Annotated in this window: 21 protein-coding genes and 1 riboswitch; of the genes, 10 read left to right on the top strand and 11 right to left on the bottom strand. The window is 62.4% G+C overall.

What is annotated here, in order from left to right:
- Positions 1-251 precede the first annotated feature (251 nt).
- Positions 252-1,067 (top strand): sulfite exporter TauE/SafE family protein, encoded by an 816-nt coding sequence (locus tag KBX17_RS05965; RefSeq protein WP_255995788.1) that lies wholly within the window; start codon positions 252-254, stop codon positions 1,065-1,067.
- Between the two features lie 89 nt (positions 1,068-1,156).
- On the opposite strand, the gene KBX17_RS05960 is transcribed toward KBX17_RS05965, so the two are convergent.
- From KBX17_RS05960 to KBX17_RS05950, 3 genes are all read right to left on the bottom strand, one after another.
- A complete protein-coding gene (locus KBX17_RS05960; RefSeq protein WP_256018913.1) occupies positions 1,157-2,989 on the bottom strand; it encodes a metallophosphoesterase family protein in 1,833 nt (610 codons plus the stop codon).
- A 154-nt stretch (positions 2,990-3,143) separates the two neighbouring features.
- Positions 3,144-3,788, bottom strand: coding sequence for a DUF3239 domain-containing protein (locus KBX17_RS05955; RefSeq protein ID WP_005291489.1), 645 nt, complete (start codon positions 3,786-3,788; stop codon positions 3,144-3,146).
- A gap of 35 nt (positions 3,789-3,823) precedes the next feature.
- Positions 3,824-5,464, bottom strand: a complete 1,641-nt coding sequence (locus KBX17_RS05950) for a DNA repair helicase XPB (RefSeq protein WP_256018912.1) — start codon at positions 5,462-5,464, stop codon at positions 3,824-3,826.
- 101 nt (positions 5,465-5,565) lie between these two features.
- On the opposite strand from KBX17_RS05950, the gene KBX17_RS05945 reads away from it, so the two are divergent.
- The gene (locus KBX17_RS05945; protein WP_005291485.1) at positions 5,566-5,817 is read left to right on the top strand and encodes a type II toxin-antitoxin system ParD family antitoxin; all 252 of its coding nucleotides are present in this window, start codon (positions 5,566-5,568) and stop codon (positions 5,815-5,817) included.
- Positions 5,801-6,085 (top strand): type II toxin-antitoxin system RelE/ParE family toxin, encoded by a 285-nt coding sequence (locus tag KBX17_RS05940; RefSeq protein ID WP_005291483.1) that lies wholly within the window; start codon positions 5,801-5,803, stop codon positions 6,083-6,085. The genes KBX17_RS05945 and KBX17_RS05940 overlap by 17 nt, the downstream gene beginning before the upstream one ends.
- Before the next feature lie 28 nt (positions 6,086-6,113).
- Here the strand turns inward: KBX17_RS05940 and KBX17_RS05935 are convergent, their stop codons facing one another.
- From KBX17_RS05935 to KBX17_RS05920, 4 genes are read right to left on the bottom strand one after another with little or no spacing between them, the layout of a single operon-like run.
- Positions 6,114-7,313, bottom strand: a complete 1,200-nt coding sequence (locus tag KBX17_RS05935) for an ABC transporter permease (RefSeq protein WP_256018911.1) — start codon at positions 7,311-7,313, stop codon at positions 6,114-6,116.
- The gene (locus KBX17_RS05930) at positions 7,313-8,191 is read right to left on the bottom strand and encodes an ABC transporter ATP-binding protein (RefSeq protein WP_255995781.1); all 879 of its coding nucleotides are present in this window, start codon (positions 8,189-8,191) and stop codon (positions 7,313-7,315) included. The genes KBX17_RS05935 and KBX17_RS05930 overlap by 1 nt, the downstream gene beginning before the upstream one ends.
- Complete coding sequence (locus KBX17_RS05925; RefSeq protein WP_255995780.1) at positions 8,191-8,709, bottom strand: hypothetical protein; 519 nt, start codon at positions 8,707-8,709, stop codon at positions 8,191-8,193. The genes KBX17_RS05930 and KBX17_RS05925 overlap by 1 nt, the downstream gene beginning before the upstream one ends.
- A complete protein-coding gene (locus KBX17_RS05920; RefSeq protein ID WP_255995779.1) occupies positions 8,706-8,963 on the bottom strand; it encodes a helix-turn-helix transcriptional regulator in 258 nt (85 codons plus the stop codon). Before KBX17_RS05920 ends, KBX17_RS05925 begins: the two co-directional genes overlap by 4 nt.
- 86 nt (positions 8,964-9,049) lie before the next feature.
- Between KBX17_RS05920 and KBX17_RS05915 the strand changes: the two genes are divergently transcribed.
- A complete protein-coding gene (locus KBX17_RS05915) occupies positions 9,050-11,866 on the top strand; it encodes an FAD-binding and (Fe-S)-binding domain-containing protein (RefSeq protein ID WP_256003228.1) in 2,817 nt (938 codons plus the stop codon).
- Here KBX17_RS05915 and KBX17_RS05910 read toward each other — a convergent pair.
- A complete protein-coding gene (locus KBX17_RS05910; RefSeq protein ID WP_256018910.1) occupies positions 11,863-13,926 on the bottom strand; it encodes a helicase-associated domain-containing protein in 2,064 nt (687 codons plus the stop codon). The genes KBX17_RS05915 and KBX17_RS05910 overlap by 4 nt on opposite strands.
- A 53-nt stretch (positions 13,927-13,979) precedes the next feature.
- Between KBX17_RS05910 and KBX17_RS05905 the strand changes: the two genes are divergently transcribed.
- Together KBX17_RS05905 and KBX17_RS05900 are read left to right on the top strand one after the other, a co-directional pair.
- Positions 13,980-14,180, top strand: a complete 201-nt coding sequence (locus tag KBX17_RS05905; RefSeq protein WP_040423814.1) for a hypothetical protein — start codon at positions 13,980-13,982, stop codon at positions 14,178-14,180.
- A gap of 168 nt (positions 14,181-14,348) precedes the next feature.
- Positions 14,349-15,791 (top strand): YeeE/YedE thiosulfate transporter family protein, encoded by a 1,443-nt coding sequence (locus tag KBX17_RS05900; RefSeq protein WP_256018909.1) that lies wholly within the window; start codon positions 14,349-14,351, stop codon positions 15,789-15,791.
- An 86-nt stretch (positions 15,792-15,877) separates the two neighbouring features.
- On the opposite strand, the gene KBX17_RS05895 is transcribed toward KBX17_RS05900, so the two are convergent.
- Positions 15,878-16,531: a resuscitation-promoting factor Rpf1 domain-containing protein gene (locus KBX17_RS05895; protein WP_256018908.1), complete on the bottom strand. Its 654-nt coding sequence runs from the start codon at positions 16,529-16,531 to the stop codon at positions 15,878-15,880.
- A 9-nt stretch (positions 16,532-16,540) separates the two neighbouring features.
- A riboswitch (cyclic di-AMP (ydaO/yuaA leader) is annotated at positions 16,541-16,742 on the bottom strand.
- Between the two features lie 432 nt (positions 16,743-17,174).
- On the opposite strand from KBX17_RS05895, the gene KBX17_RS05890 reads away from it, so the two are divergent.
- The gene (locus KBX17_RS05890) at positions 17,175-17,558 is read left to right on the top strand and encodes a cold-shock protein (protein WP_005291463.1); all 384 of its coding nucleotides are present in this window, start codon (positions 17,175-17,177) and stop codon (positions 17,556-17,558) included.
- A gap of 18 nt (positions 17,559-17,576) precedes the next feature.
- On the opposite strand, the gene KBX17_RS05885 is transcribed toward KBX17_RS05890, so the two are convergent.
- Entirely contained in the window at positions 17,577-18,113 is a 537-nt protein-coding gene (locus KBX17_RS05885; RefSeq protein WP_005291461.1) for a DUF2771 domain-containing protein, read from the bottom strand.
- A gap of 17 nt (positions 18,114-18,130) precedes the next feature.
- Positions 18,131-18,976, bottom strand: a complete 846-nt coding sequence (locus KBX17_RS05880; RefSeq protein WP_256018907.1) for a glutaminyl-peptide cyclotransferase — start codon at positions 18,974-18,976, stop codon at positions 18,131-18,133.
- 38 nt (positions 18,977-19,014) lie between these two features.
- Here KBX17_RS05880 and KBX17_RS05875 point away from each other — a divergent pair, with 38 nt between their 5' ends.
- The 3 genes from KBX17_RS05875 (at position 19,015) to KBX17_RS05865 (ending at position 22,201) form a co-directional block, all read left to right on the top strand.
- Positions 19,015-19,743, top strand: coding sequence for a DUF3027 domain-containing protein (locus KBX17_RS05875; RefSeq protein ID WP_370687587.1), 729 nt, complete (start codon positions 19,015-19,017; stop codon positions 19,741-19,743).
- Positions 19,744-19,966: 223 nt separating this feature from the next.
- A complete protein-coding gene (locus KBX17_RS05870) occupies positions 19,967-21,379 on the top strand; it encodes an NCS2 family permease (protein WP_255997156.1) in 1,413 nt (470 codons plus the stop codon).
- Positions 21,380-22,201 carry an RNA methyltransferase gene (locus KBX17_RS05865; protein WP_005291453.1) on the top strand — a complete coding sequence of 274 codons (822 nt, stop codon included), beginning with the start codon at positions 21,380-21,382 and terminating at the stop codon, positions 22,199-22,201.
- Positions 22,202-22,209: the final 8 nt, after the last annotated feature.

The raw sequence follows: 22,209 nt of genomic DNA, 5'->3' as shown, positions 1-22,209 counted from the left end.
GCTGATGGTACTGCACCCGGGAGGGTGTGGGAGAGTAAGTTACCGCCGACCAACAACAACAAAAACAACTCAATACACACAGCGCCCTGGACACACACCGTGCCCAGGGCGCTTTTCACATGCCCAAAGACGGTATAGCGCTGCGTTCCGGATGCACCCCATCCAACGAAACCACGCCGCTCAATTTCGCCGCATCTTCCCTGGTGACGTACGATGCAAGGGCTTGATAGTTTGCCTGCTGGGAGGTTTCCGTGGACGTTCTACCCTCGATTCTGCTGTTCTTCATGGGCATCATGGCGGGCATTATCAACTCCGCTGTGGGTTCGGGCTCGCTGCTCACGCTCCCGGTGCTTCTCGCCATGGGCGTGCCACCCGGTGTGGCGGTACGCACCAACACGATCGGCCTGATGTTCGCGTCTTTCGGCTCGGCGTGGGGCTTCCGCCACGAGACGAAGCGTGAGATGCCGTGGCTGCGCCCACTGATCATCATGACCATTATTGGCGCGGCGTCGGGCTCGTTGCTGTTATTGTTCACACCGACCCGTGCGCTCGACTTCGTTATTCCCATTCTCATCGTTGTGGCATTACTGTTGGTGGTGTTCCAGCAGCGGATCGTCGACACGCTTGCGCGTGTGGGCAAGGATTCTGAGACCCGTAATGCCGAGGTACAGGCGGAAAGCGACGAGCCTGTGGGGGAGGCGTACAAGAAGCCTGGCCTCGTCGGAGCGATGGGTCTAGCGTCCGTCTACGGCGGATTTTTCACCGCGGCTCAAGGCATTATCTACTTGGCTGTCATGGGCGTGGGCACTGGTAGGTCGTTCAAGGACGTCAACCCGGTGAAGAATTTCCTATCCATGATCGTCAACACCGTCGCGGCACTGGTGTACCTCATCGCCTACCTCTTCTTTGGAGCTGAGGTTCTATGGCTCGGTGTTCTCATCCTCGCGGCCGGCGGTGTCATTGGCGGACTGGTCGGCGCCCGCATTGCTAAGCGGGTCTCCAACCGCTTCCTCAAGGGTGTCATCGTTGTTGTCGCGGTCATTGCGCTCATTCGCCAGTTCATCTAGAAGCGTGAGCAGATAGCAATGCGAAAAGCCGGGCTTATGCCCGGCTTTTCTTGTCTCACGCGGCTAGGTGATCAGCCACCTGCGAGCATTTACTCCTTAGTGATGCCGTAGGAGTTGTACAGCTTGACCTCGCGGTCCTCACCGTTGTGCAGGTCACCCTCGACCTGGTAGAAGTCGATCTTGAATTCCTTCTCGGTGACGGTGTAGACGGCGAAGCTCTGGATCGTCGACTGGCGGTAGTTGTCGTGCTTGTGGTCGAACTTCGGAGTCTTCTCCGGTTGCTCAGCGACATCGAAGAGATCGTTCCAGGTGTCGACGTCCTCCTCGGTCATCCAGTCGAGCTTCTCGCGGACCTTGTGAACGTGGTCAGCGCCCTTCTGGTAGATCGCGTCGTAGGTCTTGGTGCCCGAGGTGTTCGGAATGACGTAGGTGACGCCGTCCGGGTTGACGTGGTGCTCAACGCCGTCGATCTCACGCTTCTCGGTGTCTTCGACCTCGCCGTAGGAGAAGTTGTCCGGGCTATAAGTCAGCGACTTCGTGCGGGTCAGGTTGTGGTCGTGGCCCTGGAGAACCAGGTCGACATCAAGCTCGTCAGCCATCTGGACGAACTCCTCACGGGTGACCTGGACGTCCTCGTCCTGCAGGGAGTGGTAGGACGCGGAGTAGACCGGCTTGTGGTAGGCCAGGATGATCCAGTTCGCACCGTTCTCGCGGGCCTTGCGGATGTCCTCCTTCGCCCACTCCATCTGCTCGCGGCCGACTGCACCCTCGTCCGGGTTGTCGTCAGACTCCTTGTTGTCGTTGGTGTTCATCACCACGAAGTGTGCACCGGAGTAGTCGAAGGAGTAGTAGGAGCCGCCGTCGACCTTGTCGTTGGTGACGGGCACGTTGGTGTGCTCGTTGAAGGCGGTCTCGTGAACGCCCTCTTCCCAACGCAGGTTGTACTCATCGTGGTTACCCGGGGTGTAGGCGTGCGGCAGCTTGATGTTCGCTTCGCGGGACGCGTTGAGGTTGTCGACCCACTCGTCCTCGACGGCTGCGGTCTCGACGAAGTCACCGGTGTGGAGCGCGAAGTTGGCGTCCGGAGCGACCTCCATGGCCTTCTCCAAGGTGTTGGCGCCGTACGCCGCCTCGTTGTTCACATGCTCGTTCCAGTAGGCGTTCTGGGTGTCGGTGTAGTGGATGAATTGGAAGCTCTCCTCATCCGGGTTCGAGGTGGTGAACGTACCGGTCTCGGAGTACCCCTCAGACTCGGAACCGACCTGGAAGTAGTAGGTCTTGTTGGGCTCAAGGCCGGTGGCGGTCGCCTTGTTGGAGTGCTCCTTGACGTCGACAAGCGCAAGGTGTGCGAGCTTGGAACCGTCAGCGGTCCACTTCGTGTTCTCGCGGTCGATCTGCTCGTCGGTGAAGTAACCCTCGACCTCTTCGGGGTTGCCTTCATCGTCGACAAGCATGTCGCCCTCTTCGTCGAAGGTCGCGGCGGAGTAGATGAAGTAGCCGTCCTTATCGCGCTCGGCGTAGCGGTTGGTCACCTCTGTAGCCTCGGCCGGGAACTCCATGGCTTCGGACATGTCCTCCTGCTCGGAGACGAGCAGCATGGAGTCATCGAGGTCGTCCTTGGTGTACCAGTTGAAGCCCATCTCAGTGGAGGTGTCCTCCATGAGGTTCATGGCAATACGGTCAGGCTCATTGTCAACCTCGACCTCAGCGACCTCAGGCTTGTCGTCCTGCAGCTCAATCAGGTCCAGGCCGTTCTTTTCGCCGTAGACTGGGTCGACTTCCTCGACATCGGTTTCGGTGGCGGTAGCGGTTTCTTCAGCTACGTTCTCGCCGTTCTCATTCTCCGCGGTGCAAGCGGTGATGAACAGTGCGGAACCGGAAACGATCGCAATGGTTTTGAAATACTTGGATTTGGTGAACACGTGAGAACCTTCGGCATGTTGTTGTCGGAGTGGTCACTATCCACTGTGGGCATGCCGCCCTAACCCGAGGTTTCCCGAGCCTAAATTCAAAATGAACAATCTTGCAGGACTTTGGAGCTTTCCTGAAAGGCGGGGTAGCGCTCTCGCGGGGAAATCAGAGAACAAGCAGGTTGTAGGGGGTCTCTTTGACCTCGCTGTAGCGCTTGCGGGCCTTTTCGAGTTTCTGCCACTGGTCCTGCGGGATCGCTTCGCGCGCCTTATCGACGACATCCGCATCCGGCGTCGCCCACGCGATCGGCATCGGGCTCACCTCTTGGAAGTGCTCCGTGTCGCGTGTCGTGCGCCGTCCGCCGACAGCCACGGCCGGTAGCTTCATGCCTTTTTTGGGGGTATCCATCCCAGGGATCGCGGTCACGGTCCGCAGCGCCGCCGCGTACGTCGGTGGCTGGTTCTCGTCGACGTTGATGTTCACAAGCGCCATGATGACGCTGTCGCGGGGGTTGACCTCAGCGATCACCGCCGGTACGAGCGGATAGCGGTCATACAGGTCCTGGGCCGAGCCGACAGAACGGGGAACCAGAAACGCGACGAGCAGCATCATCAACCCGAAAAAGATCAGGCCGAGTCCGCCGACCCATCGCCACGGCGAAGCCGGATCCACCAAGAACCAGACGAGCAGGCCCGCGATAAGACAGATGACAAACAGTGAAACACCGGAGATGACTGCCTTGCGGGTGTCCCGGAGCATTTCGTTGTGCTGCTTGGCAAAGGCCTCGTCGACGTCGAAGTGGAAGTGCATTCTTCAAGGATAAACGGTCGCGCGATGTGTGCTGGTCAGAGGTCGGCGGCGTCGACAAGCCGGTAGGCGTAGCCCTGTTCCGCGAGGAATCGCTGGCGGCGCGCGGCGTACTCGGCGTCGAGAGTGTCGCGCGCGACGATGGTGTAGAACAGCGCCTCTTTGCCGTCTTCTTTCGGCCGGAGCAGCCGCCCCAGCCGCTGCGCCTCTTCTTGGCGCGATCCGAAGGTGCCGGAGACTTGAATGCCCACGGCTGCTTCCGGCAAATCGATGGAGAAGTTCGCCACCTTCGAGACCACCAGCGTGCGCAGCTCGCCACTCCGGAACGCGTCGAAGAAGGATTCGCGTTGGGTGGTCGATGTTTTGCCGTCGATAAGCGGTGCGCCTGTGCGTGCGGCGATCTCTTCGAGCTGTTCGATGAACGCCCCAATAATGAGGATCTGCTCGCCATCGTGTTGCGCAAGAAGCTTATCGACGACACCCAGCTTCCCCTCACTACACGCCGCCACCCGGTACCTTTCGCGGGTCTCGGCGGTGGCGTACACCATCTTTTCCTCGGAGCTGAGTGCCGTGCGGACCTCGACGCATTCGGCGGTGGCAATGTAGCCGGCCATCTCGAGCTCTTTCCACGGGGCGTCGTACCGCTTCGGGCCGATGAGGGAGAACACGTCGTCCTCGCGGCCGTCCTCACGCACGAGCGTGGCGGTCAGGCCGAGCCTGCGGCGCGACTGGAGATCCGCCGCCATGCGGAAGACAGGGGCGGGGAGGAGGTGGACCTCGTCGTAGATGATCAGGCCCCAGTCGCGAGAGTCGAACAGCTCCAAAGCCTTGTACTCGCCCTGTGTTTTGCGTGTGACCACCTGGTATGTGGCAATGGTGACAGGGCGGATCTCCTTGCGCTCGCCGGAATACTCGCCGATCTCCTCTGGCGTGAGCGTGGTGCGGCGCAACAGTTCATCGCGCCACTGCCGTCCAGCGACCGTGTTGGTGACTAGGATTAACGTGGTTGTCTGCGCCTGCGCCATGGATGCCGCACCGACGATCGTTTTGCCTGCTCCGCAGGGCAGCACCACGACGCCGGAGCCGCCCTCCCAGAATGACTCGGTGGCGTATTGCTGATAATCGCGCAGCTCCCAGCCGTCGTGGTTGAGCTCGATTGGGTGGGATTCGCCGTCGACGTAGCCGGCGCGGTCGTCCACAGGCCAGCCGAGCTTGGTCAACTCCTGCTTGATCCGGCCGCGTTCGGAGGGGTGAACGGGAGCCGTCGTAGCGTCGATCGGAGCGCCCAGCATGGGTTTGATCTTCTTATTGCGCTGGATCTCGGTGAGGATCGTTTCCTCATCGGCTTCGAGGATGAGGCCGTGGGCCGGATGCTTGATCAGGCGGATGCGGCCGTAGCGGGCCATGGTCTCGGCGACGTCGATCAGCAAGGCCTGGGGAACGGGGAAGCGAGAGAAGCGCTCGAGGACGTCCACGGCCTGCTCCGCGTCGAAACCGGCTGCGCGGGCGTTCCACAACGCCAGTGGGGTGATGCGGTAGGTGTGCACGTGCTCCGGTGCGCGCTCGAGCTCCGCGAACGGCGCAATCGCCGCACGCGCCTGCGCAGCTTCCGGATGCGCGACGTCGAGGAGGACAGTCTTGTCGGACTGAACGATGAGCGGGCCGTCACCTAAAGGCATACGGGACATTATGCCTGCCTGGTACTAGCGTAGTGCTGGCAGGGTTAGGGGTCCCCGGCGGTAGACACGGAGCGGATACCTAAAATTGGTACTATTGGTGCATGGCTAAGAACACGTCCGTAACCCTTGGGCCGCACTATGAGGAATTCATCGCTCAGATGGTGGCAAGTGGACGCTATGCAACGTCCAGTGAAGTGATCCGCGCTGGCCTCCGCATGATTGAGGACTACGAGCAGCGGCTAGAGGTCCTGCGTCGTGAGATCCAGAAGGGGGAGGAGTCTGGTCTCGCAGAGGACTTTGATTTCAATAAGTTCATAGAAAAAATGAAGCGTGGCAATGACATACCGGCTTAAGGAAGAAGCCGTTGAGGACCTGCGGGGAATCTGGTCCTATGCCGAAACTCAATGGGGGCCAGCACAGGCGGAGCGCTATTTGCGAACCTTGGAAAGGCAATTTGCCTGGATTGCCGATCAACCGACTTCGGGGAAGCTAGTGCCGGGGATTTCTGGGTACCGTCAACGGGCCGCAGGCAGTCACATGATCATCTATCGTCTCGATGATCGAGGCGTGATTGTGATTCGCGTGCTCCATCAAAAAATGGACCCGTCCCGGCACCTCTAAGGCGCACGGAACAGATCCAGATAGGAAGCTAGCCCCGCAGTGCCTCCGACCACTTGGTGGTTTGGCCGTTGTTGAGGATGGTGCGGCGGTAAATGCGCGCGGCGATCCAGACGACGACCACGGTCGCTACGGCAGCCAGGGCGAGGGAGCCCGTGAGCTGAAGTGCGGTGAAGTCGCCGGCCGCGTACGACAGTGGTGCGGCGAAGATGGATACCGGCGGGATCCAGCTGGCCACCTGCATCCAGGTGGCGTCTGTGGCCATCCAGCCGAATGCCGGAATGTAGGCGCTGACAATGATCAGCAGCAGGACGGGCATCTGTGTGGACTGGAGGTCTTCAGTGCGCTGGACCATCGCGCCGGCAGCGGCGTAGAGGCCGGCGAAGAAGAGCATGGCCAGTAGGTAGGTCACGAGCATGATGGGCAGGATGGACCATTCGATGCTGATATCTTCCAGCAGACCTGTGAACTGCAGCGCGGCGAAACCAGCGCCGAGCAAGATCGCGGTGGAGATGAAGCCGAAGACGAGGTTGCCCAGGATCTTCCCGGCCAGGAAGTCCAGCGGACGGACGGCAGCGAGGACGAGCTCGACGACGCGGGAGGACTTCTCCTCCGTCACGCGGCTGCCCACCTGCGCGGCGAAGGTGATCACCATGAACACGATGAGCATGAGCAAGATGAATGCGGTGAGCAGGCGTGCGAAGTCCTGTTCGGAAGCAGCATCGTCTTTGCCTTCGTCGATATTGGCAATGTTTACTGCTTCGACGTTGATCTCTGGGGAGGCGGACTGGAAGTCGGTGGGTGAAATGCCCAGCTGTTCCAGCGCGGCGGCTTGTGAATAGGACTCGGCGAGGGCATCCACGGTGGTCATCACGGAAGTGTCGGGAAGACCGTCGGAGATGACCTGCCAAGTGTCGTTTTCAGCGACGAGCGCGGCATCGACATCACCGTCACGCACGAGGTTCTCGGCTTCCGCGCGGTCGGCAACATCGCGGGCCTCAAGGCCGGACCCCTCGAGCGTCTGCTTATCGACGTTGACTACCGCCACCGGCGTGGCTTTGTCCTCTGGGTCCTTATCCTTCTGCCAGGACGCGAAACCGACGGCTGCGAGAATGGCCACGAGCATGATGACCAGGGTGATGATCACGGATTTCTTGCTGAACAGAATCTGGATCTCGCGCTTAGCGGTGGTGAGGACGGTGTGGAGCGGGGAATAGGTGCTCGTGGTCATTATTTCACAACCTCCTTGAACAGGTCGGTCAGGTCGGGGACGACACGGGTGAATTCATGGACATCGCCGGCGGCAAGGGCAGCGTGCAGGATGCGCTGGTCGTCGCCGGTGGAAGAGGTCTCGAGGATGACGTGGTTCGCGGCGTCGTCGATAAGCGTCGTGCCCTCCGGGAACCATCCGCGGGCCGTGGTGCCGACCTTGTAGCGGATCGGGCCGTGGGTGCGCAGCTCGTCGACTGTGCCTTCGGCGACCATGCGGCCGCGGGTGACGATGCCGACGCGGTCGCACAGGCGCTGGACGAGGTCGAGCTGGTGGGATGAGAAAACGACGGGGACACCATTGCGGGCGCGGTCGGTGAGCATGGTGCTCATGACGTCCACAGCGACGGGGTCGAGGCCGGAGAACGGCTCGTCGAGGATGAGGATGTCCGGGTCGTGGATCAAGCTTGCGGCGAGCTGGACGCGCTGCTGGTTGCCCAGCGAGAGATCGTCAAGCTTGTCGTTCACACGCTCGCCCAGGCCGAGCTCGCCTAGCAGGTCCTCGCCGCGCTTTTTCGCGGCGGCTCGGTCGACACCGTGGAGCTGAGCCAAAAAGACCAGCTGGTCGAGGACTTTCTCCTTGCCGTACAGGCCGCGCTCTTCGGGCATGTAGCCAATGCGGCGCCGCGTGGCGTCGTCAAGCGGGGTGCCGTCGAGGAGGACTTCACCGGAATCGGCCTCGAGCACGCCGAGCGCGATGCGCATTGTGGTGGACTTGCCGGCACCGTTGGAGCCGACGAAACCGTAAATCTCGCCGTCACCGACACCGAAAGTCATGCCGTCGAGCGCGGTGACGTCGCCATAGCTTTTGTGCAAGTCCTTTATCTCTAACGTGGTCATTATTCCTCCACTGGCTGGTCTTCAGGGTGATCGCGGTTGATGGTGGCAGCGAAACCGATCATCGGCAGGGTGGCCACAAACAGGTAGGTGAACACCATGTACAGGCCGGCCGTTTCGTAAGCGGCACTATTAGCAGAGTCAGCGATGAAGTTCGCATACAGGAGAAACCCAGCCCCGCCCACGAAAGTGAGCGCGGAATACGCCTTGAACGCGCGTTGACGCCATGTAGCGAAGATGTCGCGCTCGTATTCATCGAGCTGCGAATCTGGTAACCGGTCCTTGCTGTCGTTAGCCCCGCGGATATAGGTCCACGCGGCCATGGAGAGGAGCATGGCAACGATGTACGACAGCGAGAACGGCCACGAATCCAGTTCTGCGATCAGTGAGATGCCGAACAGTAGCGCCGCAACGATCAGGCCAGCGAAGTAAACCGCGATGAGAGCACGCGTCGCTTTCTGGTTGCGTACTCTTTTCGAGCCGGGAAGTGATGCTCGGTTCTGTCTTGATATGGAAGTCATCGCTGGTATAGCTCCTTCGACATAGGGGCGAATTCATTGCGCGAAAAAACCGCTTCGACCGGGAGCTCAAAGACCTCACAGATTCGGAATGCGAGGTCGAGGCTGGGGGAGTGGTCGCCGCGCTCCAAAGCGCCGATGGTCTGCGGGTTCACGTCGATGAGTTCCGCGAGTTGGTTGCGCGACATGTCGCGCTCAGTCCTCAGTACGCGAACCCGATTGAAAATCGGACTCTTCGGTTCTTTTCGTGCTGCCACACAATCAAGTGTTGTATAAACCCAACAATCTGTCAACGAATTGGAGGAAAAAAGTTTGGTGAACCCGATGGGGATAGCATGAAACTATGACTGCAACAATCACATCCCCTGCTGCGCATCTGGCCCGCGAATTAGGCTCCGATCAGACGATTTCCACCCGCCAGATCGATCGGATCAAGTACGCGCACGATGCATCGCACTTCCTGTACACCCCGCAGGTGGTCGCGGAAGCGCGCAACGCGAACGATGTCGCCGCGGCCTTCCGGGCATCGGCATCGTCCGGCACGCCAGTCGTGCTGCGTGCGGGCGGTACCTCGCTGTCCGGGCAGGCTGGGGGCGGGGGCATGCTTGTCGACGTCCGCAAGCACTTCCGCGGCGTCGAGGTCCTCGATGCCGGTAAACGTGTGCGCGTCCAACCCGGCTCGACGGTGCGGCAGGTCAACGCGCACCTCGCGCCCTACGGCCGGAAACTCGGTCCCGATCCTGCTTCCGAAGGTGCGGCCACGCTCGGCGGCGTGATTTCCAATAACTCCTCCGGTATGGCGTGCGGCACGCAGTACAACACCTACAACACGCTCGAATCCTTGACGTTCGTGCTGCCGTCCGGCACCGTCATCGACACCGCGCATGCGGATGCGGAGGCGCAGTTTGCACGGGAGGAACCGGAGCTCGCGGAAAAGCTCGAGCAATTGAAGCGTCGCGTTCGCGGCAATGCTGAATCCGTGAAGAAGATCGAGCAGCACTTCGCGCTGAAGAACACGATGGGCTACTCGCTCAACGCGTTCCTGGACTACGAGTCTCCGCTGGAGATCTTCACGCACCTGCTGGTCGCCTCGGAGGGCACCCTGGCGTTCATCGCTGAGGCGGTGCTGCGCACGGTCGAGGTGCCCAAGCTGAAAACCACCACGATCGCGGTGTACCCGACGATCGATGCGGCGACGCGCTCGTTGCCCGCGCTGTTCGATTCCAAGGCCGCGACGCTCGAGCTGATGGATTCGCGCTCCATCGCGGTCGGCCGCGGTTTTGACTCGGTGCCGGAGCAGATCACCGGCTTCGAGCTGGACCAGCACGCCGCGCTGCTCATCGAGTACCACGCGAACGAGGAAGAGCAGCTGCGCGAGTACGAGCGCGCCGGCACGAAGCTCTTGGGCGAGCTGGATCTGGCCACGCCTGCGGAATTCTCCACCGACCCGAAACAAGCTGCGAAGGCGTGGGCTTTCCGCAAGGGCCTCTACGCCCAGGTCGCGGAGGCGCGCCCGTCCGGCACGACGGCGCTGCTGGAGGACATTGCCGTGCCGGTCGAGGATCTGGCCGACACCTGCGGCGGGCTGCAGGGGCTGTTTGACGAATACTCCTACGACGACGCTGTCATCTTTGGCCATGCCAAGGACGGCAATATCCACTTCCTCATCACCGACCGGTTCGAGGGCGATGAGAACTTGGGCCGCTACGACGGGTTCAACGAGGCGATGGTGGATCTCGTGCTCGGCGCGGGAGGAAACCTCAAGGCTGAGCACGGCACCGGCCGCGTTATGGCACCGTACGTGCGCCGCCAGTACGGCGACGAACTCTACGAGGTCATGGTGGAGCTCAAGCGCGCCGTCGACCCGCGCGGGGTGATGAACCCGGGGGTGATCATCACCGATGATGACCGCGAGCACATGAAGAACTTCAAGCTCAACCCACAGGTCGAAGACGAAATCGACTCGTGCGTGGAGTGCGGCTACTGCGAGCCGGTCTGCCCGTCGCGCGATCTCACCATGACGCCGCGCCAGCGCATCGTGGTCCGCCGCGCCCGCGCCAAGGCGATTCAGGAAGGCGATACTGAGCTGGTCAAGCACATTGACGCCGAGTACCAGTACGAGGGCATCGATACCTGCGCCGTCGACTCGATGTGCGTGACCGCCTGCCCGGTGGGCATCGACACCGGAAAATTCATTAAGTCGCTACGCCGCGGCCAGGCCGGTGCCGTCGAATCCGCCGGCTGGGCCGCCGCTGCGAAGGCATGGGGCCCGGGTAATAAGCTCGCGTCCACCGCGCTTACCGGCGCGTACTACCTGCCGTCTTCCCTCGTGGAGAAGGTCACTGGCGTTGCCCGCGCACTCGTGGGTGAGGACACCGTGCCGTCGTACCGTCCGGAGCTGACAAAGGGGGGCGCATCCCGCGCCAAGGCGTTCGGCACGCACATCGGGGACCCGAACGCCGAACCCGTAGGCGTGTTCGTCCCCGCCTGCGTGAACTCCATGTTCGGCCCGCAAGGCGAGGGCATCGGTGCCTCCGCCGCATTCGCCAAACTGGTCGAGCGCGCCGGGCTGTCGCTCGTCGTGCCGGAAGGCATCGACGGCATGTGCTGCGGCACTCCGTGGGCGTCGAAAGGCATGGCCGCCGGACACGACATCATGCAGAGCCGCGTCAACGATGAGCTCATCGCCGCCACCGATGGCGGCCGCCTACCTGTCATCGTCGACGCCACCAGTTGCACACACGGCTTCCAGGACATGGCGGAGACCATCGGCATCACTGTGATCGATGCCGTCGCATTCGTGGGCGACAAGGTGGTGGACAAGCTCGACGTCACTGACAAGATCGATTCGATCACGCTGCACCCAACATGTTCGGCGGCGCACCTTTCGCTTATCGACGACCTCTCCCAGGTCGCCGCTGCCGCCGCCGAGACGGTCAACGTGCCGCCGGAGTGGAACTGCTGCGGCTACGCCGGCGACCGCGGCATGCTCCACCCGGAGTTGACCCAGGCTGCCACGAAGCGTGAGGCGGAGGAAGTCGCCGGATTCGACTCCCAATGCCACGCGTCCTCCAACCGCACCTGCGAGCTGGGCCTGACTGCCGCCACAGGCAAGGACTACGAGCACGTGCTGGAGGTGCTCGAGCGGGTGAGCCGCTAGGCCATCACGACCTTGGTGATGCGCGGCAACGCGATGCGCACCACCCTGTCAGTGGCGGCAACGTGCACGTCGACCTGCCCGGCAGACACGGACAGCGGTAGGACAGTAAGTGTCTGCCCTCGGCCGTTCTTGTCCACGTAGCCGAGCGTGACCTTGCGCTTGCCGCGCGCCGCCGCGCGGAGCACCTCGATGGTGTCGCCGGCGGGCGCTGGCGCGGGCACTGCACTGGTGCCCTTGGAACGCAGGCGCGCAATGATCTGCTCAGCCTGCTCGTCGGTGACGGTGGCCGGGCGCGGTAGGCGCGACGGGGTGGCCGGAACGAGCGCCGGCTCCGGCGCCATGTTCAGCTGTGCTCCGGTTTCGTCCTCCGCGGTGGGCTGGAGACCGGCCTTGCGCAGGGCGTGCATGAGCTTCGGCAGCGGAAGCTGCGAGACCGCGACGGTGGGCGCGAGCGGGCGGATGATTCCACTGAGCTTCACTGATGCCGTCGTGATCAGTGCAGGGTCCGCGCTGCGGAGATAGCTCATTGCGGCTCCCGCGCGGATGGAGCCGTGGGTCCGAGCGGTGTCGTCGATGAGGAATGTGATGCCCTGGGGGACCTCGCCCATGACATGGTCGTTCAGCCAGGAATGAATCTCGTCGGCGGTCAGCCCACTGTCCAGGCCGCGGCGGACGGATGCGTCGGTGATGCGCCAGACGCTGGCTACGCCAGGCGACTCGAGCTGCGCGATGTTCTCCAGGAATGCAACCATCTCCAGTTCCAGCGGGCCGGGGGCGAGCACCGTCATGTCCGCCTGTGCGATAAGCATGTCCACCGGGGCCGGTACGAGCGCGCGGGTGGCGGCGGCGATGTCCGCGTTTTCTAAGAGTGCTTTCAACGGTGTCGATGCGGCAGGCGTTGCATCCAAGGCGCCGACGAAACGGGCTTCTTCGACGGTGGTGTCGATGAATGACGGCGGAAACTGGGAGGCTGCCAGGGGAGCAAAGTAGAAGAGTCGCTGAGGATCGCCGTGGTGGTGCAGGATGGTCAGGCGTGCGCCGCGGGCGTCGGGGGAGTGCATCTCCGGCGAGAGGAGCTTTTCCTCCTTGTCCGTCCGCCACGGGGAAGCAGCCCATCCCGTGAGCAGGATCGCCCACTGGTCGGGCAACGTCGCATCCAGCCACGTCAGGGCGTCCTTCGTAGCAGCAAGTACATCGGTGTCGTCCACATTGCCGCGGCCGATCAGCCCGGCAGATTCACCGATGGTGATCAATAACGCTGGGTCGAAGCCGAGTTCTTTGCCTACGTTCGTTCGTACGCGCACGCCGACGGAGCCGTCCTTGTTCAGCGGGACGGGCTCAGCGAGTAGTAGCGTGATCAACTGGCGCAATTGGCGCACGGCGTCGAGCCCCTGCGTCGCGGCGGCGGTGTCGACGCTGTCCTGGTCGATGCCCGGGGCCGACGGTTCCGTCATGGGGAAGGTCCGTGGCGGGTGGCCGCGCAGCACATCGCGGACAGGTCGGGGGAGCCGGACGCTGCTTGAATCGACGCGAACGAGGAGGCCCTTGGCGATGAGGGTGCCGATCGGCGTCGTCGGATCCGCGTCTGGGGCGGCGGCCTTGGTGGTGCCCACGCCGCCGTTGGTGGCGAGCCTTTCCAGCACCTTGCGCTCTGGTCCGGAGATTTCCGCCATCAGGTCGTCGAAGTCGTCCGGCACAAGATCGGTCACGCGCCAGCCGGCGGGCACTGCGCTCAACACCCCCGGTGCAATGCGGAGCTCATCGTCCTTACCGAAGACCAGCGCATGCGCGCGGAGATTATCGAGTGCTCCTTCTCCCGCCTCAGCAGTGGCATCGTACGGGTCGAATTCTGCCCCGGCATCGGCGAGGCGTTCCAGGAGTGCCAGGTCGGGGGCGGTCAAGCGTCGTAAAGCTCGTGCAATCGACCCTGGAAGCGCAAGGCGAGTTGCCAGCGAAGCGATCTGCGGTGGCGCGGGGAAGAACGCGTCCGGGCGGGCGGAGATGAGCCGGCGTAGCGCGTCGTCGTCGAGTTCGGTGAGCGAACGGGTGAAGGAAGTCATTGCGGGGGTGATTTTACGTGCGTTTCTCCCTCCGGCGTGAAAGAATGATGTCCATGGCTAAAGACGTTGACAACATCACCCAGATCAACCCGGCTTGGCCCGCCCACACCCCGGGCAACGGTCACCCGGTGACGGAGATTTCCTCCAAGCTCACAGGCGCATCCAGTCCCTACGGCGACGACCTGATCCTGCCCCGCCCGTGGGAGGAGACCGGGTACGTTCACCCGACGACGCGCATCAACACCGCGCAGTAGTCGCTGCTGGCGTAGATCCGCACCGTGCAAAAACGCATGGTGCGGATCTTTTTGCACGTGTGACTATACCGCTCGGTCTAGTTGAATGGGTAGAATTCTAGACAGATTGGTACAGAACGGCTATTCTTTCACAGGTCAGTACTAGTTCCCTTTTATCGGGAGGTTTTCATGCTTGTGTCCGGATTAGCGTTGGGAGTTGCGCTCGGCGCTGTTATGCAGAGGGGTAGATTCTGCGTGACGGGCATGATGCGCGACGTGTTCCTACAGAAGAAGGGCCGTGGTCTAGTCGCCCTTTTCATCGTCATCGCTGTGCATGCGGTCGGCTTGGCGGCTCTGACATCCTTGGGCATTATCGCGCCGGAGTACCGCACCTTCGCCCCGCTCGCCGTGATCGTGGGCGGCCTCATCTTCGGCCTATCCATTGTTCTTGCTGGCGGGTGTGCGTCGGGTACGTGGTACCGCTCGGCTGAGGGGCTCGTTGGCTCCTGGTTCGCGTTGGTGTTCTACGGTCTGTCCGCTGCCGCAATGAAGAACGGCGCGTTGTCGGGATTCAACGACTGGATGAAGCAGTGGGATACCGGCTGGACCACTCTGCCAGAAACGTTCGGTGTGTCCGCTTGGTGGTTTGCCATCCCACTGGCGCTGGCCACCGCATATGCCGCTCACTTTTACCTTGAGCAGGATGCCGCTGCCCCGAAGGTGACCCTCGACGCACCGTGGTACCGCAAGGCGTTGCACCCGTACGTTGCCGGAGCCGTCATTGGCGTACTCGGTGTTATCGCGTGGCCGCTGTCAGCCGCGACTGGACGTAATGACGGCCTGGGGATCACCACCCCCACTTCCCACGTGACCTCCTACATTGTCACTGGCGAAGCGGAGTATGTTAACTGGGGCACCCTGCTGGTGCTCGGCCTTTTCGTCGGAGCGTTCATTGCGGCGAAGGCCTCCGGCGAATTCCGAGTTCGGGTTCCGGACGCAGTCACGAGCGTGCGCGCCATCGTCGGAGGGATCGGCATGGGTGTCGGTGCCTCCTTGGCCGGCGGCTGCACCGTGGGCAACGGCATGGTTCAAACGTCCCTGTTTAGCTACCAGGGCTGGGTCGCACTCATCTTCATTGCGGCTGGTGTCTATATCGGTGCGAAGATCTGGCTAAAGCCCAGCAAGGCGGGAGTGTCCCCGGAAGACGCCAGCAAGGCGGGAGTGTCCCCGGAAGACGCCGGAGACCTGTACACCACTGATGAGTCTGTCCGTTCCAGTCACGATGCTGTTCACGACAGTCAAGAGGCCACCCCAGCTTTCAGCTTCCCGGTTGCTAGCGGCGCACTGGCGGTGCAGACCAAGCCGAAGCAGGCCCAGAAAGCCCGCCCACTTGGCGGCGGTCGCTACAAACTGGACACTCTCGGCGCTGTGTGCCCATTCCCGCTCATCGAAGCGAAGGATGCGATCGCTGAGCTGGACAGCGGTGAGGCATTGGTGATCGATTTCGATTGCACGCAGGCTACAGAATCAATTCCCCAGTGGGCAGCCGACAACGGCCATTCCGTGAAGGACTTTGTGCAGAACCAGAATGCTGGCTGGCAGATCACAGTCGTTAAGGATGGCGCTTCCTAGGCTGAGTGCCGTCGCAGAAACGAAAAGGGCTTGATTCCGATCTCGTCGGAATCAAGCCCTTTGTGCTTGCTGTTTAGCTAGCGGCCTTAACGCGGCAGCCTAGCGTTGACGGCAGCGATGAAAGCCTGTGCATCGCCAGACAGGAGAGCGTCGATCAAGTCCTTGTTGGCCTGGTAGAACGCGTTGTAGTCGTTGCGGTTGGCCTTGTAGGTTGCCTCAACCTGCGGCGGGACATTCAGGCCGCGGTTGTTCAGCTCGCGGGTGAGGGACTTGTAGAGCTTATCCACCTCGAGCTCATTGTTCTTCTTCGGCTGCGGAGCTGCGGCCGGCTTCGGTGCCGGAGCCGGCTTCGCTGCCGGTGCGGTGCGCGGGGTCGGTGCGGAGTTCAGGCCCAGCTTGCGGGAGCATGCCGGCCATGCGCCCCAGCCCTGGCCTGCGAGGGTGCGCTCAGCGACGACGATCTGCTGCTCGCGGGTTGCCTGGTGTGCGTACGGTGCGAACTCGCCGCCGCCGTATGCGCGCCAGGTGGAAGCGGAGAACTGCAGACCGCCGTAGTAGCCGTTACCGGTGTTGATGTGCCAGTTGCCGCCAGCCTCGCACTGAGCCAGGCGGTCCCAGTCGGAGTCCGGAGCTGCGGAAGCGGTCGGCGCGACAAGTGCGGTGGTGGCGATGGCTGCGGTAGCGCCAGCCAGTGCCTTAGCGGACACGGCCTTGGAGTTCTGCTTGCGGTGACGTCCCATAGGGGTGTGTTTTCCTCTCTTGTTCTACGTCTGCGGGGTGAGCTGTCGGGTTCAGGCTGAGGGGGTTCAAGCGCCTGGCCGCGGTGCGCGGCTTCACCCCTAGCGGTCTCGAATATGAGGGTCCGCGTTGCGCCGGAAGTTATTCCCGCGCGGGTGGGTCCCCCGCTTCTGTCCTGTTGAGTTATATCGGGCATTGAGCCGGACAAAATTGAACGTGGCTCGTAGCTTGAATTGCACGCCCGTCTGTGGGCATGAGCGTAACTCTAGCGGTTTATAACGATTCAGTCACGTTCCGGAAACAAGTTGTTGTCAGTGTGACTGGTGTGACTCAACTTGCGCACGCTTTGCCGGCACTGCCTGCGCAAACATTGAAAATGTGACCTATCTAACATTGGGTTGTGTTGGCGTGTTAGCCGGGGCGGTGGGTTCGTCGTAAAGCATGAGTAAACGCGCATTTTCGTGCCGTCGGAAGCGGCTCCGTAAAGGCCCAGTTCGCGTGTGGCTGATGAGGTGTCAGTTACTTGACGTGTGGACGGCACGAAAGTGGGTTTGTCGCGCAGGGAATGTTTTGCCCTGCCGGTGGGTTGTTCTAGGCCAGTAACTAAGATGGATAGCCCTAGTGATTAACGGTGGTGAATGACTAATGCCAGTAGGAAAAGTGAAGTGGTTCGACGCGGAGAAGGGCTTCGGCTTCGTCTCCAACCCGGGGGACGAGGACGTCTACGTGGGCAAGAACGTGCTGCCCGACGGCGTTGAGGATCTGCACCCCGGCCAGCGCATTGAGTTCGATTTCGCGGCTGGCCGTCGCGGGCCGCAGGCATTGCGCGTCAAGCTTCTCGACGCTCCCCGCCGCCGCGCCGTCAACCGCCGCAAGCCCGAAGAACTCGCCAGCATGCTTGCGGATGTCATGTCGATGCTGGAAACCCAAGTTCAACCCGCCCTGGACGCTGGCCGCTACCCGGAGCGCAAGGAAGCCCGCCAGATCGCCGAGATCCTGCGTGCGGTGGCCAAGGAGCTCGACGCCTAGCCAGCCCCGCTATGAGGCTTATGACGCTTCGGTGGAGAAGGCCCAGGTGACCATGACCGGGGTTTCTTCACCTTGCGCATCGGCGCCGACCATGAGGGCGGAAATTTCGATCACCACGAGATTCGCATCCTCGGAGACGACGGGGACATCGACCTCGTCTGCCTCCCCAGGGGTGAAGGTGCGCTCAGTGTTAGCGGCGGGGTCGTCGTAAATGCTCAGCAGGGACCACTGCAGTTGGGCCACGTCGTTCGGCACGCTGACGCGGACGTTTTCGGTGCCGGGCTCGACGGGGAGCAGCGCGACATCGCCCTCCGGGCACTCCTGACCGAACTCACAAATGGAGAAGGGCATCGTCGACACCTCGTCACCGGATTCGCCGGCGCTGGCCGTGACTTCGATCTCCTGTGGTGGGGTGCCGGGACGGTTGTTCTGCCAATCCATGTAAAAGTACAGCCCGGCCACAATAGCGACGATGACCACGGCAATGACCGCCAGCATGACGACGGACCGCTGGTTACGTGCAGTGCGTGTTGTGCGAGATTTCGTGCTGCCCATGCCTTTAACTCTACGGTCTACTGCGGGACGAACTTCACGCGGTACAGGTCGGGCCAGCGTTTGCCGGACAGGAGAAACTCCTGGCCGGCGCCAGACGTGTTGGGGAGGTAGGCGATCCCGTTGAGGACGTGATTGGGATCGGGGGTGGCGTTGTTTTGCAGAGGAGAGGCGTCGATAAGCGCTTCGACAGCACCCGTGTCCGCATTGATGCGCACGATGTCCGTAGTCATGAAGATATTGGCGTAGATGTCGTCGCCGACGCACTCGAGCTCGTTGAGTCCCTCGATGGGCTGCTCGTCCATGGTGACAGTGAAGCGTTCACGTTCGGCAAAGGTGTCAGGGTCGATGCGGCGCAGCTGGTCACTGCCGTCGCTGAAGATGACCTCCCCGCCGTCGTCGCGGTGGCAGATGCCCCAGCCTTCGCCGTCGTAGTTCACCCGGTCGATCTCATCGAGCGTGTCCGCATCGCGCTTGATGGCAACCTCGTTTTGCCAGGTGAGTTGCCACAGATGATCGTCAACCTGCGTAATGCCCTCACCGAAGAACTCCCGGTCCAAATCCTGGCTTGCTAGTTCCTCGCCCTCGATCGTGGAGCGGTAGATGCGCGACTCGCCCTCCTGGCCGGTAGCCACGTAGAGCGTGCCGTCAGGAGCGACCTCTAGACCTTGGGTGAAACTGCTCTCGTCGAAGTCGTAGCGTTCGAGGACATCAACTGTCAGCTGCTCGACCTGGCTCGAATCCTGCTGCTCGCTAGAGCCCTCCGAGCTCGACGGGGCGCACGCGGTGAGACCGATAATGCTCACTGCTGTCACCGCAGACATAGCGATCTGGGGGAGCCGGACTCGATTCGGGGAGTGGACCATACGGTCTATCTTGCAACACGGTGCGCAATAATGGACATGTGCCACGAAGAAACTCGCGACGTCAACAAACCGGACCGCTGCTGAGCGCCTCCGCCGTGGATACTGCGCGGCGGGCTCTCGAAGAGCTCGACCAGGGGGACATCGGCGACCACATCGGCGTCCACGGCATGAGCGGCAACGTGGCGACGCACCGCTTCGAAGCGTCCGTGCCGGGCTACCCTGGCTGGGAATGGAATGCGGTCGTTGCCTGCGCTGACGGTGCTGACTATGTGACAGTGAACGAGGTCGCCCTCGTGCCCGCCCCCACCGGCGATGCCTTGCAGGCTCCCGACTGGGTGCCCTACAGCGAACGCGTCCGCCCCGGCGACCTGCGCCCGGGTGACCTAATGGAGCCCGCGCCTGACGACGAGCGCCTCACCGACGACTCCTTCGCCCCCGATGCCGTCACCTTCCCCGGCCGCGAAACCAACCAGTATCTCACCGCCGCCGGGCTGCGCGCCGCCAAGGAGAGGTGGCGCCGCGGCGACTACGGCCCCAATTCGGCCCACGCCAGCCAAGCCGCTCTACAGTGCCGGACCTGCGCCTTTTACATTCCGGCCGCCGAGCCCCTGGGCAAGAACTTCGGTATCTGCTCCAACGAATACTCCGCTGACGGCCACGTTGTCGCCGCCGTGTACGGGTGTGGCGCCCACTCCGAAACCAAGGTGGCCTCCCACGAGCTCGAGGGTGCCGGGGAGCTTTACGACGACGAAAGCCCCGTCTTCTAGCCGCCGAAAGGGCGCACCCGTTTTGGAAAAATGCCCGTGTAGTGGGACGCTTATCGCGTCATTTTCCGTTTGCTTGTCATGAAAAGGGGACGCGCCCGTGAGCGATCAACCCGCATCGGCTGGATCCACCTCTGGATCGACCAAGGTCACAGCTGACGCAGCCGCCACTGAGACTGCCGACACTACCGGCACGAATACCACCCGCAGCGAACCGCAGTCCGGCCTGGACCGGTTCTTCCACATCTCCGAGCGCGGCTCGAGTGTGGGCACAGAGATTCGTGGCGGTGTGGTCACCTTCTTCGCGATGGCCTACATCGTGCTGCTCAACCCGCTGATCATCGGCACCGGTGAGGACGTCAACGGCACCGTCCTTGGCGTGCCGCAGGTCGCGGCGGCGACCGCCCTGGTCGCCGGCGTCATGTGCATCCTCTTCGGTGTCGTGGCGAACTACCCGTTCGGTATCGCGGCCGGTCTCGGCCTGAACACGCTGGTCGCGGTGACCTTGGTCGGTACGGAGGGACTGACCTGGGCGGAAGCGATGGGCCTGGTGGTCATCGACGGTATCGTCATCGTGATCCTGGCCGTATCCGGATTCCGTACTGCAGTCTTCCGCGCGATCCCGGCATCGATGAAGGCGGCAATCGGCGTGGGCATCGGCCTGTTCATCGCCATGATCGGTTTCGTGGACGCCGGCTTCGTCCGCCGCATCCCGGACGCTGCGATGACCACCGTGCCGGTGCAGCTGGGCAACGGCGGTTCGATCGCCACGTGGCCGACGGTCGTGTTCATCCTCGGCCTGTTCATCTGCGGCTTCATGGTGACGCGCAAGATTCCGGGCGGCCTGTTCATCGGTATCGTCCTCAACACCATCATCGCTCTGATCGTCGAGGCGGTTGTCGGTGCAGGTTCCTCTGCAGAGGACCCGTCCGGTTGGTCCCTTGCTGTTCCGTCCCTGCCGGAGTCCCTCGGCGGCGTGCCGGACCTGTCCATCGTGGGCAATATTGACCTCATCGGCGCGTTCGCCCGCGTCGGCGGCATCACCGCGACGCTGCTGGTGTTCACCCTGGTGCTAGCGAACTTCTTCGACGCGATGGGCACCATGACGGCGCTCGGCCGGCAGGCAGGCCTCAACGACGAGCGCGGTGAATTGCCGAACATGAAGAAGGCCCTCGTTGTTGAGGGCTGCGGTGCTATCGCGGGTGGTCTCGGCTCCGCATCGTCGGCGACGGTCTACGTCGATTCGTCGGCAGGCATCGCGGACGGCGCACGCACCGGCCTGGCCAACATCGTCACCGGCCTGCTGTTTTTGGCCGCGATGTTCTTCACCCCGCTCTACGAGATGGTGCCCATTGAAGCCGCCGCTCCGGTGCTGGTCATTGTCGGAGCGCTGATGATGATGCAGATCACCGAAATCGACTGGGACAAGTTCCACATCGCGCTGCCGTCCTTCCTGACCATCGTGGTCATGCCGTTCACGTACTCCATTGCTAACGGCATCGGCGTCGGCTTCATCGCCTTCACCCTCATGTCGCTCTTCGCCGGCAAGGCGCGCGAGATTCACTGGATCATGTGGCTGATCTCGGCCCTGTTCGTGGTCTTCTTCACGGTTGATCCCATTTTGGCGGCGCTCGCTTAAATGGAACGCATCACCGACCCTGCCGACCCGCGTCTAGACGACGTCCGCGACCTCAAAAACACCGATAACTCCAAGCGTTACGTGTTCGGTGAGGGGCCGCTTGTGGCCGGCAGGGTCATTGATTCCCGCTTTCCGCTGCGCTGCGTTGTGGGCTTTGAGAAAAAGCTCGACACGTTCTTCGCCGATCGCGCGGAGCAGGGTCTTGCGCCTATCGACGCACCCGTTTACGTTGTCACCCGCGAACTCCTCGCCGAGGTCGCCGGGTACGACATGCATCGGGGTTTGATTGCGGTGGCGGACAGGGCGGAGGAGACGTCGATAAGCGAGATGCTGAACGCGCGCACGCTGATCGTGCTGGAAGGCGTCGGGGACCACGAGAACATTGGCGCGATCTTCCGCAACGCCGCGGGCATGGATGTCGACGGTGTGCTGCTCGGCGCAGGCACGGCTGATCCGCTGTATCGCCGCAGCGTGCGCGTGTCGATGGGGCATGTGCTGCGCCTGCCGTTCGCGCATTTAGATGGCACGTCGACGACATGGCAGCGCTCGCTGGACCAGCTGCGGGAGCAAGGTTTCCGCTTGGTGTCGCTGACCCCCGACTCGCGCGCGGTGCATCTCGCCGAAGCGCTTGTCGACGACACCGGCCACCCCTATAAGAAAGTCGCCCTCCTCGTCGGTGGCGAGGGACCTGGGCTGACGGAGCACGCAATGCGCGCGACCGATGTCCGTGCGCGCATTCCGATGGCGGCGGGCACTGATTCACTGAACGTGGCCACGTCCGCCGCGATTGCGTTCTACGAACGGCAGCGGTCCTTGCGGTAGCTGGCTGG

The sequence above is a fragment of the Corynebacterium sp. CCUG 65737 genome (assembly GCF_024454115.1).
GTDB classification, from domain to species: Bacteria; Actinomycetota; Actinomycetes; order Mycobacteriales; family Mycobacteriaceae; genus Corynebacterium; species Corynebacterium genitalium.
Note: the sequence above shows the minus strand (reverse complement) of the source record. Positions and strands in the feature narration are given on the sequence as shown.